Genomic DNA, 16,698 nt, shown 5'->3' with positions numbered 1-16,698 from the left:
AGCGGAGGGGTGGAAAACGCCAGGCGGTTTTCACCCCATGGAGACTCAGCCGTAGGTTGGGCTGAGCACCGCGAAGCCCAACAAAACATAGCCGTACCTTTACATCGTTGGGCTTCGCTGCGCTCAGCACCAACCTACGTCTCAGGCCTTGCCGATCGGCACGAAGGGCGCATCCAGCAGCCGGGCGAGGTCCGTCGGTGCCAGGGCCACTTCCAGTCCGCGGCGTCCCGCACTGACATGGATGCTCGGCAGCTCCGCGGCGGACTCGTCGACAAAGGTACGCAGCCGCTTCTTCTGCCCCAGCGGACTGATGCCACCCACCAGGTAGCCGGTGCTGCGCTGGGCTTGCTCGGGCTTGGCCATCTCCAGCTTCTTCACCCCGGCCGCCTGGGCCAGGGCCTTGAGATCCAGGGTGCCGGCGACCGGCACGATGGCCACCAGTAGTTCCTGCTTCTCGCTCGCCGCCAGCAGGGTCTTGAACACCGTCGCCGGCGCCAGACCGAGTTTCTCGGCGGCTTCCAGGCCGTAGGAGGCGGCCTTGGGATCATGGTGGTAGCTCAGCACCTCGTGGGGCACCTGGCTCTTCTTGAGCAACGCTATCGCCGGGGTCATGCCAGCACTCCTTGGGGATCGGCCACCTCCGCCCTTCCGCGCCCTTGGGCCTTGGCCCGGTAGAGGGCGAAGTCGGCCGCCTGCAGCCAGTGGGCGACGTCATCGTAGGTGCGGTCGAAGCCGGCGATGCCGCAGCTCAGGCCGACGCGCACGTTCTGCCGGTCGCCGGGGCCGCCCGCCTGCATCTCGTGCAAACGCTGCTGCAGCCGCCGGATCAGATCCAGGGCCCGCTCGGGCGAGGTGTCGGGTAAGAGGATACCGAATTCATCGCCGCCAAAACGACCGGCGAGGTCACTGGCGCGGATGGTGCGCGCCAGCAGACCGGAAAATTGGCGCAGCATCTCGTCACCGGCCTGGTGGCCGAAGCGATCGTTGACCAATTTGAAGTTGTCCAGGTCGATCATCAACAGGCTGGCCTCGGCGCCACTGCGCTTGCAGCGGGCGAACTCGCGCTGCAGCAGCTGATCCCAGTGCGTTCTGTTGTGCAGGCCGGTCATGCCATCCTGCTTGCTGATCAGCTCCAGCTCCTGCTTGCGCCGCGACAGCTGCTGCGCCAGGCGAAAGCTCACCAGGCCCAGGGCCCAGGGATAGGCGACGATCATCGGCAGGCAGGCATAGATCTGCGCCGTCGAGGTCTGGATGGCGACCGGGTGGCGCAGCACGACCAAGCCGATGAGGATGCCGGCCAGCTGCGCGAGCAGGCCGCGGCGCCAGAACACCAGGCCACCGGCGCCCAGCATGTTGAGGCTGGTCATGGCGAGCAGGGTCACGCTGGGCAGAAGGTTGAAGCCCATGCTCGCCACCCAGAAGCCCGCCGAGCCACAATCCAGCAACAGGTTGCTCAACTCGGCGCGATAGGGATCCCGGGCGCGGACGGCGCGCAGATAGGCCAGCGGCGACCACAGCAGCGCATTGGCCAGCAGCAGGATCCACAGGCCGACGGATACCGGCTGGGTGATCTGGACCGAGACGATGCAGCTCAGGCTGAGCAACAGGCCAACCGCCCGGGGCAGCCAAAGCCGCCGGGCGAAACTGTGGCCACGCGTGAGCGCATCTGGCATTGGCGATCCCCACTGCGACGGACGATGAAAGGTCGCGCATTATCAGTGGATAAGGGCAAAACGCCAGCGACCCGCGACCTGAACGTCGTTTACCGATAGCTACGACGCGCCTAGACACTGCCAGAAGGAAACATCGGGTGACACGAGCACCAGACGAACAGCCTTGAACCTCGGCCTGACCGGCCTCATCCAATGGTCAGGCCCGTCAAAAAGAGGAAGCCGCATGCAAGTTCAAGTCAACAGTGACCACAACATCGAAGGCAGCGCCGGTTTGCAGAATTGGGTGACGTCCGTGGTGGAAGACCGCCTGGATCGTTTCGACGAACTCCTGACCCGCGTCGAGGTGCACCTCAACGACGAAAACGCCGGCAAGTCCGGTGCCCAGGACAAGCGCTGCCAAATGGAAGCGCGCATCAAGGGCCATCAACCCCTCTCGGTCACCCACAAGGCAGAGTCCCTCGACCTGGCAGTGGATGGCGCAGCGGACAAGTTGCTGCGAGCCATCACCCACCTGTCTGGCAAATTGGAGAAGAAGCGCCTTTCCGGCGGCGAACTCAATGACCCCCTTGCCCTAGAGGATTCCGAAGAGTTCAAGGATTCCTTGCGGCAGGACGAATTCCTTGAACGGGAGCAACTGGCTCACGATCACGAGTTGAAGTAAGGCAACCTCTGGCTTCAGCATACAACCGGGGCCGCTCATCGAGCGGCCCCGGTCTTTTTCAGCCCGGCAAAAAGGATGCTCCATGCCTTCTCCTCTTCGCGTCGCCCTGATCGGCTATGGTTTCGTCGGTCAGACCTTCCACGGCCCACTGCTGCGTTCGATCCCAGGCCTTGCGCTGGAACTGGTGGCCTCGCGGGATGCCGAGCGTGTGCACGCGGACCTGCCCGAAGTCCGGGTGACGGCGGATTACCTGGCCGCCGTGCAGGATCCGGCCATCGACCTGGTGGTGATCGCCTCGCCCAACCAGACCCATGCGCCCCTCGCCAGCGCCGCCCTGGCCGCCGGCAAGCATGTAGTGGTCGACAAACCCTTTACCGTCACCCTCGCCGAAGCCCGACAACTGGCCGCCGAAGCCGAACAGGCCGGGCGGTTGCTGTCGGTGTTCCAGAATCGCCGTTGGGACAGTGATTTTCTCGGACTGCAGGAGGTACTGGCCAGCGGCGCCCTGGGCGAACTGACCAGTCTGGAATCGCGCATCGAACGCTTTCGCCCTGAGGTGCGGACACGCTGGCGCGAAGCGGCGCTCCCCGGCAGCGGACTCTGGTTCGATCTTGGCCCCCATCTGCTGGATCAGGCGCTCTGCCTGTTCGGTCTGCCCGAGCGCCTGCAGGCGCAGCTGGTGCGGCAGCGTGCCGGCGCCCTCACCGACGACTGGTTCCAGGTGCAACTGGACTACGGCGCCCGCCAGGTGACCCTGAGAGCCGGGATGCTGGCCGCCGATGGCGTACCGCGCTTCCTGGCCCAGGGTACAGCGGGCAGCTGGATCAAGCAGGGCGCGGATCGCCAGGAAGACGCGCTCAAGGCCGGCGTGCGCCCCGGTGGTCCGGACTGGGGCCAGGATCCTGATTCTGGCTGGCTCATCACGGGCGATGGCGAACGCCAGGCGTTGCCGACGCCAGCGGGAGATCACCGCCGCTACTACCTTGCCCTGGTCGAGGCTCTTGCCGGGCGCGCCGCCAATCCCGTCCCTCCCGCCCAGGCCTGCGCCCTCATGGCCCTGCTGGAAGCGGCACAGCGTTCCTCGGCGGAAGGTCGGGCGCTAGTGCCCGAACTCACGGCTGCCGAACGCGTTTCCTACTGACCCGCCACCCACTGCGGACGCCGTCCCGCCAGGCGTTCGCCCAACTGGCGCAGGGTGCGCGAGAGACGACGCTCGATCCACTCGTAGCTGCCCCAGGCTAGCAGCAGGATCACCGGCAGGCAGACCGCCAGGGTCTGGTAGGGGCTCAGTCCCCACTGCTGGTGCAGCCAGTAGTCGCCCAGCCAGAGCACGATGACGTGCACCAGGTAGACCGAATAGGACCAGTCCCCCAGTGCCTTGCACAGACGTGAGCCGGCGAACCAGGGTTCGAGAATCACGCAGGTGCCAACCAGTACCGCGCTGGGCACGCCCCAGGTCAGCAGCCGCCAGGGATGGTCCGCCGGAAAGGCCACCAGACAGACCAGTGCCGCCAGAGCAGCCGTCAGGGCCAGCGGCTTGGAGCCGCGCAGGGCGCCGCGCCGATAGAGCGCCGCCAGGCTCACGCCCAGCAGGAACTCGAAGATGATCGGATTGCGATAGAAACTGCTGACGAAGGACTCGCGGGCCAGCACCAGGCTGACGAGGATCACCAGCAGACTGACCACGCCGATGCGCCAGCGCTCGGCCACGCCAAAGGACAGGGCGAACAGCAGGTAGAACAACATCTCGAAGTTGAGTGTCCAGCCTACCGGCAGGATCGGGTAGTGGCCGAAGCCCGCCGGATTCTCGCTGGGAATGAAGAACAGCGAGAGCAGCAGTTCCCGTGCGGCGATCCCGTAGACCGGCATCACGTCGCTGGCCAGATAGAGGATCAGCGCCGTCACCGCGGTGTACAGCCAATAGGCCGGGACGATACGGGCGATGCGGTGCCAGAGGAAGGTGCTGCGCCTGAGCGATCGGCCGGCGGTGGACAGGTAGATCACGAAGCCGCTGAGCACGAAGAAGATATCGACCCCGACCTGTCCCCGGGTGGAGAGCAGATGGCCGCCGAGGCTGTCGGCGTGGAAGTCGAAGAACACCTGCATGAAGTGATGAAAGACCACCAGCCAGGCGGCCAGGGCCCTGAGAGCCTGCAGTGAAACCAGCATTGTAGAACCTTTCCCTCCTCGTCCCGCCAGGCACGACCCAGCGCCGCGCCGTCATTGTGGACGGCCTGGGCGGATCGGGTGTTCCCGGGAAAAGGCGGGATTGCGCCGGATCACAGGCTGAACGGATCGATGCTCGACCCGTTCAGCGGCAGTTCAGGCGGCTGGTCTCATTGCAGGCTGAGACGCCAGGCACGGTGGATCTTGGGATTGCGCGCGAAATCCGGATCCAGGGTGCTGGCGCTGATCTCCTCGACGCGATAACGCTCGGCGAGACCTACATCCAACTCGAACTTGCGGAAGTTGTTGGAGAAGTACAGTACGCCGTTGCGACTCAGATGGGCCATGGCCGAATCGATCAGGGCGACGTGATCGCGCTGGACGTCGAACACGCCTTCCAGACGCTTGGAATTGGAGAAAGTCGGCGGATCGACGAAGATCAGATCGTATTCGCCGCGATCGTTCTCCAGCCAGTGCAAGACATCGCCCTGCTCCAGGCGGTGTCGCTCGGAAAAGCCGTTGAGCGCCAGGTTGCGCCGGGCCCAGTCCAGGTAGGTCCGCGAGAGATCGACGCTGGTGGTGCTGCGCGCTCCGCCCACTGCGGCCTGCACCGTGGCGGCGCCGGTGTAGCAGAACAGGTTGAGGAAGCGCTTGCCCTGGGCTTCCTGACGCAGGCGCAGGCGCAGCGGGCGATGATCCAGGAACAGGCCGGTGTCCAGGTAATCGGTGAGATTCACCAGCAGTTTGGCGCCCGCCTCCTCCACCTGCAGGAATTCACCCTGGGCCGCCTGACGCTCGTACTGCTTGGTGCCGCTCTGCCGCTCGCGCCGCTTGACCACCACCCGCGCCGGATCGATGTTCAAGGCCTGGGGAATGGCGGCCAGGGCATCGAGCAGGCGCGCCTGGGCCTTGTCCGGATCGATGGAACGGGGCGGTGCATATTCCTGCACGTGCACCCGGTCACCATAGAGATCCACGGCCACCGCGTACTCGGGCATGTCGGCGTCATAGAGGCGATAGCACTGCACGCCCTGGTTGCGCGCCCACTTGCCGAGCTGCTTGAGATTCTTCTGCAGGCGATTGGCGAACATCTGCCCGCCTTCGCTGAGCTTGGCCGGTTCCGCCGCCTGATCGATGGCCGAGCGCTCGCCGCTGCGGCTGCCGGTGACGAACTGGCGGGTCTCCACCTCGAACATCAGCAGCTTGCAGGGCAAGGCGCCGTTCCAGAAGGCGTATTGCTTGTGACTGCGGATCCCCATGCGCTTGCCCAGTTCGGGCGCACCGGTAAAGACCCCCGCGCGCCAGCCCAGGCAGGCCTGGCGCAACCGCTCGCCGAGATTCTGGTAGAGATACAGCAGACTGGCTTCATCGCCCAGGCGCTCGCCATAGGGCGGGTTGCAGATCACCAGACCGGTCTGGCCCTTGTCCGGCCGCGGCTCGAAGTTGGCCACCTCGCCCTGGTAGACCTTGATCCACTCGGACAGACCGGCGCGCTCGATGTTGTTGCGCGCCGGCTGGATCAGTCGGGGATCGGCTTCGTAACCGCGGATCCAGGCCGGTGTCTTGGCCAGGCCAGCCGCCGCCCGCGCTTCGGCGTCCTGATGCAGCTGCTGCCAGAGCGCGGGCACATGGCCCAGCCAGGCGGAAAAGCCCCAGCGCTCGCGGCGCAGGTTGGGCGCGATGTCCGCCGCCATCAGCCCGGCCTCGACCAGGAAGGTACCCACCCCACACATGGGGTCGGCCAAGGCCCCGCCCGCCGCGGCCAGGGCCGGCCAGCCGGCACGGATCAGCACCGCGGCCGCCAGGTTTTCCTTGAGCGGCGCCGCCCCCTGCTGCAGGCGATAGCCGCGCTGGTGCAGGCTCTGGCCGGAGAGATCCAGCGACAGGATGGCCTGACCCCGCTCCAGGTGCAGATGGACGCGCAGGTCCGGGGCGACCTTGTCGACCGTGGGTCGTTGCCCGGTCCGTTCACGCAGGCGGTCGACGATGGCGTCCTTGACCTTGAGGGCGCCGAAATGGGTGTTGTCGATGCCCGCGCCCTGGCCGCTGAAGCCCACCGCTAGGGTGCCGTTGGGCGCCAGGTGCTCTTCCCACTCCACGCCATGCACACCCAGGTACAGCCCCTGGGGGTCTTCCACCGGGAAGCGGGCTAGCACCAGCAGCACCCGGTTGGCCAGGCGCGACCAGAGGCAGAGGCGGTAGGCGTCCGCGAGACTCGCCTCGCCGCGCACCGCCGCGGTCTGGCTACGGGCTTCCTGCAGGCCGAGGCCCTGGGCCTCTTCCAGCAGCAGGGTCTCGAGCCCCTTGGGACAGGTGAGGATGAGTTGTTGCATCGCGGACATCGTTGAATCCATAGGTTAGCGAAAGGCGCTTCTCTGCCTTTGGTCGGATTGACCGGTAAGGACAGCGCCTCCCGTGAAAGTTTGACTGCGTCTCAACAAGCCGCAGTGACGGCATTCCAGCGGCGGTTTATCGCCATTTCATTTCGATTTGATTACGTCTTATAGCTAAAAGGTCGTTCCCAGCCAGGGTCTCATTGGTTAGTAATTGACCACCCGCAGCGCGAAGGTGCGGGGCGGATGTCAGGACGCCGGCTCTGGCATCCAGGCCTGCAACGGGCCATGGACAATCTGCAAGTCAACCTACGAGGGCACTACCCTATGAGAAGACTCAAGCGTGATCCAATGGAACGAGCTTTCCAGCGTGGTTATCAGCACGGCATTGTGGGCAAATCGCGGGACCTCTGCCCCTTCACCCAGGACGCCGTCCGGCAGGCCTGGCTCAATGGCTGGCGTGAGGGCCGTAGCGACCAATGGGACGGCTACGTAGGCACCGCCGGTCTTCAACGCGTGAATCAACTTCAAGCCGTAGGCTAATTCGATTTCACTAGCGGAAGCCCGAGGGCTTCCACCAGCGTTCTGGTTTTGTTCCAGTCAGATCCCTTCCCAGGATCAGGGACCAGGTCCCACGGGGGCTCCCAGCGAGCCCCCTATCCCTCAGCGGCGTGCTGCCGCGATCGCGTCCACGGCTTCGCGGATCAACGCCGGTCCGCGATAGATGAAACCGCTGTAGAGCTGCACCAGACTGGCCCCTGCGGCGATCTTTTCCGCCGCATCTTCCCCCGACAGGATCCCGCCCGCCGCGATGATCGGCAGCCGGCCACCCAGTTCGCCCGCCAAGACCCGTACCACATGGGTGCTCTTTTCCCGCACCGGGGCGCCCGACAGGCCACCAGCCTCGGCGGCATAGGGCAGATTCTCCACCCCTTCGCGCCCCAGGGTGGTGTTGGTGGCGATGATGGCGTCCATCCCGGCATCGCGGATCGCCTGGGCGGTCAGCACGATTTCCTCATCGGTCATGTCCGGGGCGATCTTGATGGCGATGGGCACCCGCCGGCCATGCTGGACCGCCAGGTCTTCCTGGCGCTGGCGCAGGGCTTCCAGCAGGCTCTTGAGCGCATCGCCGAATTGCAGGCTGCGCAGGCCGGGCGTGTTGGGCGAGCTCACGTTCACCGTGATGTAGCTGGCATGGGCATAGACCCGGTCCAGGCCGATCAGGTAGTCGTCCACCGCCCGCTCCACCGGGGTACTGGCGTTCTTGCCGATGTTGATCCCCAACACACCCTGGAAGCGCGCCGCCTTGACCCGCTCGATCAGGGCGTCGACACCCGCATTATTGAAACCCATGCGGTTGATGATGGCGTCGGCCTGTTCGAGACGGAACAACCGCGGCTTGGGATTGCCCGGCTGCGGCCGTGGCGTCACGGTGCCGATCTCGACGAAGCCGAAACCCAGGCCGGCGAAGCCGTCAATGGCGGCGCCGTTCTTGTCGAGTCCGGCGGCCAGGCCCACCGGATTGGGAAACTCCAGACCCATGACCTGGACCGGCAGCCGACCCGGCCGCCGTCCGAGACCGGTCAGGCCCAGACGACCGGCGGCACCGATCAGGTCCAGCGCCAGATCGTGCGATCCTTCGGGAGACATTTTGAAAAGCAGAGGACGGAGCGCGTCGTACATGGCGGACTCACAGGCAATTCGGAAAACGCGCATTATACAGGCTTGCCAGCGGCCATACGTCGCTCGCGCCGGACTCGAACGGTCACTCGCACAAAAGATCCTACCTTTCGGGAATCATTTGACGATAGCGCGGTCTTTGCCACGCTAGAATCGGCCGTGCAGTTCCTATCCGCCCCGGAGATCCCATGAGCAACAGTGCCAACCTCCTGGGCAGCCCCTGGTCTTCATTGGCCTTGCATCTGCATCCTTCCCTGGCCAGCCGCCGCATCCAGCGCTGCCTGGAGCGGCTGGCCGACGCCTTCGTCCCCTTGCCCGCGCCAACCGACAGCCTTTGGTGGGACGAAGGCCATCCATTGCATCTGCTCCTCGGCCTGCCACGCGCCGCCCTGTCCGGCCCGACCCAGGAGATCAAGAGCCGGGCCCATGCCCTGCTGAGTCAACTGGTGGTGGCTGAAACCGTTCAGGTCGCCGCTCTCGACCTGCGCGCCATCGATGGACTCTGCCAGCGTCTAGGCGACAGCACACCCGCGACAGTGGTGCATCTGGAGGAGCTGGCCGCCCTGCCCGCGGCGCGCGAGCAGGTGCGGATCATCGGCTATCGGGATTTTCAGGCGGCGCTCTATCGCACCCTGCCGAATCTGTCCGCGGAACAGACTCTGCGTCTGCGCCAGGCCAGCTGGCGGGGTACTCGGCTATTCCTGGAAAACGACCCAGCCACCACGCTCGCCTTTGCCAGCATCATCGCCTATGCCCGGATTCGCGGCATCGCCGTGGAGGTGCCGGCGCAGATCCAGCGTCTGCGCCTGGACCCGGCGGCCATCGACCGCCTGCAAGAGGCCTTTGCCCTCTACGCCCTGCCCAACGCGGTCTGGAATCACCCGGACTTCATCCAGGTGCTGCTGGGGCTGAAGCTCGACTATGCGCGCCTGCCACTGCCCGCACCGGGCCAGGATCTGGAATGGCTGCTACTGCCCAACGAGGTGGCGAGCACCCGGGTCCTCGCCGAGATTCTCGAACGCCTGGGCGCGGCCGAGGTGATCGGCTACCTGCAGGCGCTCTAGCGATCGCTCAGCAGGCGATGACCGCAGGCGCGTGACGCTGCCCCGCCGCCAGGAAGACCTCGAAGGCCAGCCGCTGGCCGGCCAGCATCGCCGGGTGCAAACGCGCATCGCGGCCGGCCTCGTCCAGGCGCTGCAGAAATCCCGGCCAGGCGCCCTGGGGGGGTACGTGGCCCAGATAGGCCCGGGCATCGCGTACCGCCTCATCGGGACTCTCGCCGGCATGGCGATCCAGCAACCGCGATCCCAGCCGAGATCCCTCCAGCACATAGGCCACCCCCCAGCACTCACCCTCATCGAGCAGACGCTCGAGGGCGACGGGTTCGGGCGGGGCGGCGGCCAGTTGCTGCAGATCTTCCCCCAGCACTTCGGTACGGCGACGCTCGGCCCAATCGGGCAGCAGACGCTGGATGCCGGAGCGCTCCAGGAGCGCTTCGAGGCCGATCAGCGCCTGGGCATGGGCCTGCAGAAAGGCGGTGTAATGGGGCCGGGTCTGCAGTGCATAGCGGCCGAAGGTCGCATCGACCTGCTCGTGCAGGGCACCGCCCTCGGCGCGCAACATTTCACGGATGGTGGACACGCAAATACCTCATGGTGACGGCGGCCTTCAGAGGGGCGAAGGCTGGGGCTTCTCGCCGCGCAGGGCTGCCTGCAGCCGTGCTGCCAGGTCCGCTTCGCGAAAGGGCTTGGGTACGATGAATGATTGTTCCGGATCGAGCTCGCCCAGTTCGGCGTAGCCGGTGATGAAGACCACCGGCAACTGTGGCAGCCGCTTGCGCACCTGACGGGCCAGTTCGGCACCGTTCATGCCGGGCATGGCGAAGTCCGCCAGCAACAAATCGATCTGCGGATCACGCTCCAGCGCGCTCAACGCCGCGAAGCCGTTGCTGGCTTCCACCACCTGATAGCCGAGATCGGCCAACAGGGCGGCGGTCACGTTGCGTACCGCGTGATCGTCGTCGACCAGCAGAATGCGGCGTTCGGCGGCCTGTTCGTCACGATCCATGGCGGGCAGCCCGATCGGATCCAGGGCATCCTCCGCCTCGGTACGGGGCAGATAGACCAGCACCGTGGTACCGCTGCCCATCTGCGTCTCGATGCGCACACCGCCACCGGACTGCTTGGCGAAGCCGAACACCTGGGCCAGGCCCAGACCGGAGCCCTTGCCCACCTCCTTGGTGGTGAAGAAGGGTTCGAAGGCCTTGGCCAGCACCTCTTCGCTCATGCCGGTGCCGGAATCCTGCACCGCCAGCAGTACGTACTCACCGGGTTCGGGTTCTTCGGGACGTTGAGGCGGCTCGCTGATGGTCTGGTTGGAGGTGCTCAGGCGCAGGGTACCGCCGACCGCCATGGCATCCCGGGCATTGATCGCCAGGTTGAGGATGATGAGTTCGATCTGGGTCGGATCAACCAGCGCATGCCAGCAATCGGCGCGCAGATGGGTCTCGATCCAGACGCTGCCACCCATGGTGCTGCGCAGCAGTTCGAGCATACCCTCGACGGTTTCGTTGAGCTTGACCGGCTTGGGCGCCAGGCGCTGCCGGCGGGAAAAGGCCAGCAGCTGAGCGGTTAGCTTGGCGCCCCGCTCGCCCGCTTCGCGGATGTTCTGCACCCGCCCCTGGGTCTTGTCGCTGGCCGCCAGGCGCGTCAGGTCGCGCTCGAGGAAGCTAGCGCTGCTGAGCACCACGGTGAGCAGATTGTTGAAGTCGTGGGCCACGCCCGCGGTGAGCTGGCCCACGGCCTCCAGCCGCTGCATCTGCTGCAGGGTCGCCTCCACCCGCTCGCGCTCGTCGATCTGCTCGCGCAATTGGCGATTCGCCGCGGCTAGCTCTTCCATCGCCAGGACTTCCGAGGAGATGTCGCGACCCGAGCAATAGGTCATGCCCGCATCCGGTACCGCCGTCCAGGAAATCCAGCGATAGCTGCCGTCGCGGTGACGGATACGGTTGACGAAGCGCTGGCTGGTCGCGCCATTGGCCAGCTGCTTGAGTTCGTTGTCGGTGATGAAGCGTTCGTCGGGATGCACCAGCGTCAGCAGCGAGGAATCGAGCAGCTCCACGCGGGACCAGCCGAGATTCTCTTCCCAGGCCGGATTGAGCGCCACCAGGGTGCCATCCGGCTTGCACACCAGCAGCAGATCGCGGGTGAGATCCCAGGTCCGATCACGCTCGCGGGTACGTTCTTCGACGCGTTCGCCGAGACTGACGTTGAGCCGCTCGAGCTTTTCCGCGGCATCGCGCTGCTGGGTGATGTCGAGCATCACCCCCAGGAAGCGGGTGCAGACGCCGCTTTCGAAAAAGGGCTGGCCACGGGTCTCGACCCAGCGCTGGGCGCCGTTGTCCAGACGGATGCGGTACTCGCTGCGGTAGTCGTCGTCGCGCTCGTCGGCACCCGCCTGGCGGACCGTGTCGAGAAAGCGCTCGAGGCCGTCGCTGCCGCACAGCCGTGCGAACACCTCGAGATCGACCACCGCATCGGCTGGCAGGCCGAACATGGCCTTGCAGCGTTCGTCCCAGACCAGGGTACGACTGGCGGGCAGGTATTCCCACATGCCCAGTCGCGAGGCGTCCATGGCCAGGCGCGATCTGACCTCGAGACTGTGCAGGGCTTCTTCGGCCCGACGCCGCTCGCGGCGCTCGTGCACCACCAGCAGCGCTCGCTCGACGGCCTTGGCCAAGAGCTCCATGCTCTGCTTGAGCACATAGTCGTTGGCACCCAGGCGCATCATTTCCACGGCGTGCACTTCACCGAAGATGCCCGAGACGAAGATGAAGGGCGTTTCCGGAGCCAGCGCCCGCGCCACCCGCAAGGCCTCGGCACCCGAGAAGCCTGGCAGGATGATGTCGGAGAGGATGATGTCGTAGGTCTGCTGGCTCAAGGCCAGGGTGAGACCGGTACGCTCATAGACGATCTTGGATTGCAGCTCGAATCCATGTCTTTCCAGCTCGATCAGAATCAGCTCGGCATCGAGCTTGCTGTCTTCCACCAGCAGGATCTTGATCTGTTTCGAGAGAGGCATAAACGGGCGTCGGCCTTGAATCTGTTCGCTCAGGGGAACCGGTTCGCGCATGTCTGCCTGTCGCGGATAACTGGATACGGATGAACTGAGCTTGCTCACTCGCTAGCGGCCAGTCCGCCTGGTGACACGTCGCGATCCTGGGGGCGGCTCATTGAGCACAGCCCAGAATACGCCGAGATCGCTGATCGCGGCGACGAAATCACGAAACTCGACCGGTTTGACCACGTAAGCGTTCACGCCCAGTTCGTACGCCTTCTCGAGATCAGGTTCTTCGCGTGACGACGTCAGCATGACCACGGGGATGCTGCACAATTCGGGGGTACCGCGCACCAGTTCGAGCACCTCGAGGCCATCGACCTTGGGCAGCTTGAGATCCAGCAGCATCACCGCCGGATTACCGGGCTCCCGGTCAGCATGAGGCTCTCGCCGCAGCAGATAGTTCACCGCTTCGGCGCCGTCGCGGAGCACCACGACATCGTTGGCCAGCTGGCTGCGCTCCAGAGCTACCAGGGTGAGCTCCAGATCGTGCGGATTGTCTTCGACCAGCACAATGGGTTTGAGCATGAACAGAACTACCTTTTGTGTACCGGCGACGGTCGTTGTTTGGGAAGGGCGAAATAGAAGGTAGCGCCCTCGCCGATGGCGCCCTCTGCCCAGACACGACCGTCATGGCGTTCGATGATGCGTCTGACGCTGGCCAGGCCGATGCCGACCCCTTCGAATTCGTCGGCGTGGTGCAGGCGCTGGAAGACGCCGAACAGCTTGCCCACATAATCCATGTTGAAGCCGACGCCGTTGTCCCGGACAAAGACGATGTCCTCGGAATCGCTCGGCAAGGTGCCGATCTCGATCACCGCGGGGTCTTCGTAGCGACTGTATTTGATGGCATTGGCCAGCAGATTGCGCAAGGCGAGATGGACAAAGGCGGCGTCGGCGATGACCACCGGCAGGGGGCCGATGTGCCACTCCACCTGACGCTCTTCATAGTCCGGCGCCATTTCTTCACGGATGGCTTCCACCAAGGCCGTGAGGTTGACGTCGGAATAGCGAATAGCGGCCCGGCCCATCTGCGAAAAACTCAGCAGATTGTCAACCAGGCTGCCGGCGAAGCGCGCCGAGGAGCCAATGTTCTCCAGGAAGCGCCGACCGCGATCCGACAACTTGCCGCCTTCGATGTCGCCCAGCAGCTCGGCATAGCCGGCGATATGGCGCAACGGCGCACGCAGATCGTGGGAGACGCTGTAGGAGAAGGCCGCCAGCTCCTTGTTGCTGCGTTGCAGCTCTTCTGCCAGCTCGGCCATTTCTTCGGCCTTGCGCAGGACGATCCCGCGCACCGCGTTGCGCAGTTCGATGGCGCTTTCCAACTCCAGGGGGGACCAGGGCAGCGACAGACCACGTACCGTCTCCTGCCACAGCGCAAAACTCTGTCGCGGCGACAGGCGCCCATCGCTGCCTTCCTGCTTGGTCGGGCGCCCCGCCCAGTTGACCACCTGGACCAGCTCGCTGCGGAACCAGATCAGGTAGTGGGAATGCAGTTCGGAAATGGGTACGGCGAGGACTCCGGCGGCATACCCGGCGAGCTCGGGCAGCTCGGCGATGTCCTTGGCCACGTTATCGGTGACGTAATGATCCTTGACGTTGACCGACAGCCATTCGACCAGGCTGTCCACCACCTCGCGCGGTGGTACCTGGCCGATCAGCTCGGTACCGTCGGAGGAGATGATGGCGGCACCCTGGGCCCGGGCGAAATCCAGATAGACCTGCGGCAGTTCCAGCAGCCCCTGGCAGACACTGTCGCGGTCGGCCATGGTCGACAGCATCTGCACCATGGATTGGCGCAGGGCCAGACGGCGGTCGGATTCCGCGTGAGTCTCGGCCGCATCGATCTGCAGCGACAGCACCCGGCCGAACAGCTCGCAGGCGGTACGCGTCTGGAACGACACTCGCTGGGGCTGACGATCATGGCAGAGCACCAGCCCCCAGAGGCGGTCGCCGACCACGATGGAGATGGACATGGATGCCAGGGTGCCCATGTTTCTCATGTACTGCAGATGCACCGGTGACACGCTGCGCAGCTGCGCGAAGCTGAGATCCAGCGGTTGCCCGGTCGATGGATTGATCGGCGGCTGCAGCGGCGAGGGCTGATAGCAGGCATTGCCGATCACCCGGATACGGTTGGCCAGGTACAGGCGCCGGGCCTGGGCCGGAATGTCCGAGGCGGGGAATCTCAGCCCCAGGTAGGTGGGTACCCCCGGCGCGCACTCCTCGGCCAGGACCTGACCATGACCGTCGTCGTCGAAGCGATAGATCATGGTGTGATCGAAACCGGAGATACGCTTGGCTTCGCGCACGGCGAGCGTGGCGATGGCATCGACAGTTTCCGCCTGATGCAGTTGCTCGATGAATACCCGCACCATGGGATAGAGGGTATTAAGGCCGAGTCGGCTGTCCACCGGCGCCTCGAACTCGACGATCAGCACCCCGCCGAAGCGATGCATGAACAGGGCGAAGGTCTGCTGTCGCGGTCCCAGGGTCACGTCGCCCTGATAGATGGGATTCTGCTCTTCCTGGGCCAGGGCGCCGAGCATCGCGGGCAGATCCCGATCCGGCAACAATTCGCCCAGGGTGCGTCCCAGCACCTCTTCCACGGCGATCCCGAGGTACTCGAGCACATTGGCGCTGGCCTGCACGATGCGCAGATCCGGCTCTTCCACGGCGAACAGGAAGCCATGTTCCTGAATACTGCCGGGAATGTGGATCGGCTCATTGGCACAATCGGCCAGAGCATCGGGCTGCGTCTTGGAGGGTGACTCGAGCGCCAAACCGGGAACCTCGTGTGATCGGGGAGAAACGCAGGAAAGAGGTGCGCAAAATGGGAATCAAGAATCGTCCAGACTACCAGACCCTGGGCGGGAGGCGAAGCGAAACGGCACCCACCCTGACCACCTGCCCGAAAGGCGATAGCCCGTCCGGGGCAAGCCGGAATCTTCACCCCTGGCGTCTGGTCGGACCTGGTTTAGCCCCAGGAATCCATTCATGTCCCTGCGCCTCGCCCTCCCCCTGGCCACCCTGTTGCTGAGCCCACTCACTCAGGCGCAGTCCGTCTATGGCGAACGTCTCGAAGGCTTCGACTACGATTTCCCGGTCAAGACCTTCAGCTTCGACTCTCAGCGCCAAGCGTTGGAGATGGCCTATCTCGATGTCGCGCCGAGCGGAAAACCGAACGGCCGAACCCTGGTCCTGCTGCACGGCAAGAACTTCTGTGCCGGTACCTGGACACAGAGCATCCAGGTGCTGAGCGCTGCCGGCTATCGGATCGTGGCCCCGGATCAGATCGGTTTCTGCAAATCCAGCAAGCCGGCGCACTATCAGTACAGCTTCCAGCAACTCGCCGCCAACACCTGCGCCCTGCTCGACCACCTGGGCATCGCCCGGGCGACGCTGATCGGTCACTCGACCGGCGGCATGCTGGCGACCCGCTATGCGTTACTCTATCCCGAGGCCACCGAACAGCTGGTACTGGTCAACCCCATCGGCCTGGAGGACTGGAAGGCCCTGGGCGTGCCCTATCGCAGCATCGACCAGTGGTACGCCCGGGAACTCAAGACCTCCGCCGATGGCATCCGCGACTACGAGCGCAGCACCTATTACGCCGGCCAGTGGTCGCCGGACTACGACCGCTGGGTCGACATGCTCGCGGGTCTCAACAACGGGCCGGGCAAGGAGCGGGTGGCGTGGAACTCGGCACTGATCTACGACATGATCTACAGCCAGCCGGTGGTCTATGAATTCGCGCGATTGCGCATGCCCACCCTGCTGCTGATCGGCCAGCGCGACACCACGGCCATCGGCAAGGATGCCGCGCCAGCCGAGCTCAAGGCGCAGCTAGGCCGCTATCCCGAATTGGGCAAGGCGGCGGCGCGGCGTATCCCCCAGGCGACCCTAGTGGAATTCGAGGATCTGGGCCATGCGCCCCAGATGCAGGCGCCGGAACGCTTTCACCAGGCACTGCTGCAAGGGCTGAGCACCCGCAAGGCTCCCTCGGCGCCGCCCAAACCCTGACCCGCTTCCACCGGTAAAAAAGGCGGCGCACCCGAGGGTACGC

Annotated in this window: 14 protein-coding genes; 5 read left to right on the top strand and 9 right to left on the bottom strand. The window is 65.1% G+C overall.

Annotation, left to right across the window (positions count from 1 at the left end; all coding sequences use genetic code 11):
• Positions 1-141: 141 nt before the first annotated feature.
• Positions 142-612 (bottom strand): Cys-tRNA(Pro) deacylase, encoded by a 471-nt coding sequence (gene ybaK, locus V6W80_RS06870; protein WP_064306668.1) that lies wholly within the window; start codon positions 610-612, stop codon positions 142-144.
• Positions 609-1,673, bottom strand: coding sequence for a diguanylate cyclase (locus tag V6W80_RS06865; protein ID WP_338546327.1), 1,065 nt, complete (start codon positions 1,671-1,673; stop codon positions 609-611). Before V6W80_RS06865 ends, ybaK begins: the two co-directional genes overlap by 4 nt.
• Positions 1,674-1,896: 223 nt before the next feature.
• On the opposite strand from V6W80_RS06865, the gene V6W80_RS06860 reads away from it, so the two are divergent.
• Both V6W80_RS06860 and V6W80_RS06855 read left to right on the top strand, forming a co-directional pair.
• Positions 1,897-2,334 carry an HPF/RaiA family ribosome-associated protein gene (locus V6W80_RS06860; RefSeq protein ID WP_017638924.1) on the top strand — a complete coding sequence of 146 codons (438 nt, stop codon included), beginning with the start codon at positions 1,897-1,899 and terminating at the stop codon, positions 2,332-2,334.
• An 82-nt stretch (positions 2,335-2,416) separates the two neighbouring features.
• Positions 2,417-3,475 (top strand): oxidoreductase, encoded by a 1,059-nt coding sequence (locus tag V6W80_RS06855; RefSeq protein ID WP_338546326.1) that lies wholly within the window; start codon positions 2,417-2,419, stop codon positions 3,473-3,475.
• Here V6W80_RS06855 and V6W80_RS06850 read toward each other — a convergent pair.
• Both V6W80_RS06850 and rlmKL read right to left on the bottom strand, forming a co-directional pair.
• Complete coding sequence (locus V6W80_RS06850; RefSeq protein ID WP_338546324.1) at positions 3,469-4,503, bottom strand: acyltransferase family protein; 1,035 nt, start codon at positions 4,501-4,503, stop codon at positions 3,469-3,471. The genes V6W80_RS06855 and V6W80_RS06850 overlap by 7 nt on opposite strands.
• 167 nt (positions 4,504-4,670) lie before the next feature.
• Positions 4,671-6,842 carry a bifunctional 23S rRNA (guanine(2069)-N(7))-methyltransferase RlmK/23S rRNA (guanine(2445)-N(2))-methyltransferase RlmL gene (gene rlmKL, locus V6W80_RS06845; protein ID WP_338546322.1) on the bottom strand — a complete coding sequence of 724 codons (2,172 nt, stop codon included), beginning with the start codon at positions 6,840-6,842 and terminating at the stop codon, positions 4,671-4,673.
• A gap of 318 nt (positions 6,843-7,160) precedes the next feature.
• On the opposite strand from rlmKL, the gene rmf reads away from it, so the two are divergent.
• Positions 7,161-7,376: a ribosome modulation factor gene (gene rmf / locus V6W80_RS06840; protein ID WP_081594565.1), complete on the top strand. Its 216-nt coding sequence runs from the start codon at positions 7,161-7,163 to the stop codon at positions 7,374-7,376.
• A gap of 120 nt (positions 7,377-7,496) precedes the next feature.
• On the opposite strand, the gene V6W80_RS06835 is transcribed toward rmf, so the two are convergent.
• Positions 7,497-8,516, bottom strand: coding sequence for a quinone-dependent dihydroorotate dehydrogenase (locus V6W80_RS06835; protein WP_017638928.1), 1,020 nt, complete (start codon positions 8,514-8,516; stop codon positions 7,497-7,499).
• 185 nt (positions 8,517-8,701) lie between these two features.
• On the opposite strand from V6W80_RS06835, the gene V6W80_RS06830 reads away from it, so the two are divergent.
• The gene (locus V6W80_RS06830) at positions 8,702-9,577 is read left to right on the top strand and encodes a hypothetical protein (protein ID WP_338546319.1); all 876 of its coding nucleotides are present in this window, start codon (positions 8,702-8,704) and stop codon (positions 9,575-9,577) included.
• 7 nt (positions 9,578-9,584) lie between these two features.
• On the opposite strand, the gene V6W80_RS06825 is transcribed toward V6W80_RS06830, so the two are convergent.
• The 4 genes from V6W80_RS06825 to V6W80_RS06810 all read right to left on the bottom strand — a co-directional run bounded on the left by V6W80_RS06825 (position 9,585) and on the right by V6W80_RS06810 (position 15,415).
• Entirely contained in the window at positions 9,585-10,154 is a 570-nt protein-coding gene (locus tag V6W80_RS06825) for a biliverdin-producing heme oxygenase (protein WP_026083593.1), read from the bottom strand.
• A gap of 27 nt (positions 10,155-10,181) precedes the next feature.
• Complete coding sequence (locus V6W80_RS06820) at positions 10,182-12,593, bottom strand: response regulator (protein WP_026083594.1); 2,412 nt, start codon at positions 12,591-12,593, stop codon at positions 10,182-10,184.
• Between the two features lie 102 nt (positions 12,594-12,695).
• Complete coding sequence (locus V6W80_RS06815) at positions 12,696-13,157, bottom strand: response regulator (protein WP_017638932.1); 462 nt, start codon at positions 13,155-13,157, stop codon at positions 12,696-12,698.
• A gap of 8 nt (positions 13,158-13,165) precedes the next feature.
• Positions 13,166-15,415 (bottom strand): ATP-binding protein, encoded by a 2,250-nt coding sequence (locus V6W80_RS06810; RefSeq protein WP_160922838.1) that lies wholly within the window; start codon positions 15,413-15,415, stop codon positions 13,166-13,168.
• Between the two features lie 214 nt (positions 15,416-15,629).
• Here V6W80_RS06810 and V6W80_RS06805 point away from each other — a divergent pair, with 214 nt between their 5' ends.
• The gene (locus tag V6W80_RS06805; protein WP_338546316.1) at positions 15,630-16,655 is read left to right on the top strand and encodes an alpha/beta fold hydrolase; all 1,026 of its coding nucleotides are present in this window, start codon (positions 15,630-15,632) and stop codon (positions 16,653-16,655) included.
• Positions 16,656-16,698: the final 43 nt, after the last annotated feature.

It is taken from the genome of Pseudomonas benzopyrenica, from assembly GCF_036884265.1.
Classification (GTDB): Bacteria; Pseudomonadota; Gammaproteobacteria; order Pseudomonadales; family Pseudomonadaceae; genus Chryseomonas; species Chryseomonas benzopyrenica.
Note: the sequence above shows the minus strand (reverse complement) of the source record. Positions and strands in the feature narration are given on the sequence as shown.

What these genes read in the sequence shown, in the direction of transcription:
- ybaK (WP_064306668.1), bottom strand. Translation starts at nt 612, where the DNA reads ATGACCCCGGCGATAGCGTTGCTCAAGAAGAGCCAGGTGCCCCACGAG.
- V6W80_RS06865 (WP_338546327.1), bottom strand. Translation starts at nt 1,673, where the DNA reads ATGCCAGATGCGCTCACGCGTGGCCACAGTTTCGCCCGGCGGCTTTGG.
- V6W80_RS06860 (WP_017638924.1), top strand. Translation starts at nt 1,897, where the DNA reads ATGCAAGTTCAAGTCAACAGTGACCACAACATCGAAGGCAGCGCCGGT.
- V6W80_RS06855 (WP_338546326.1), top strand. Translation starts at nt 2,417, where the DNA reads ATGCCTTCTCCTCTTCGCGTCGCCCTGATCGGCTATGGTTTCGTCGGT.
- V6W80_RS06850 (WP_338546324.1), bottom strand. Translation starts at nt 4,503, where the DNA reads ATGCTGGTTTCACTGCAGGCTCTCAGGGCCCTGGCCGCCTGGCTGGTG.
- rlmKL (WP_338546322.1), bottom strand. Translation starts at nt 6,842, where the DNA reads ATGTCCGCGATGCAACAACTCATCCTCACCTGTCCCAAGGGGCTCGAG.
- rmf (WP_081594565.1), top strand. Translation starts at nt 7,161, where the DNA reads ATGAGAAGACTCAAGCGTGATCCAATGGAACGAGCTTTCCAGCGTGGT.
- V6W80_RS06835 (WP_017638928.1), bottom strand. Translation starts at nt 8,516, where the DNA reads ATGTACGACGCGCTCCGTCCTCTGCTTTTCAAAATGTCTCCCGAAGGA.
- V6W80_RS06830 (WP_338546319.1), top strand. Translation starts at nt 8,702, where the DNA reads ATGAGCAACAGTGCCAACCTCCTGGGCAGCCCCTGGTCTTCATTGGCC.
- V6W80_RS06820 (WP_026083594.1), bottom strand. Translation starts at nt 12,593, where the DNA reads ATGCCTCTCTCGAAACAGATCAAGATCCTGCTGGTGGAAGACAGCAAG.
- V6W80_RS06815 (WP_017638932.1), bottom strand. Translation starts at nt 13,157, where the DNA reads ATGCTCAAACCCATTGTGCTGGTCGAAGACAATCCGCACGATCTGGAG.
- V6W80_RS06805 (WP_338546316.1), top strand. Translation starts at nt 15,630, where the DNA reads ATGTCCCTGCGCCTCGCCCTCCCCCTGGCCACCCTGTTGCTGAGCCCA.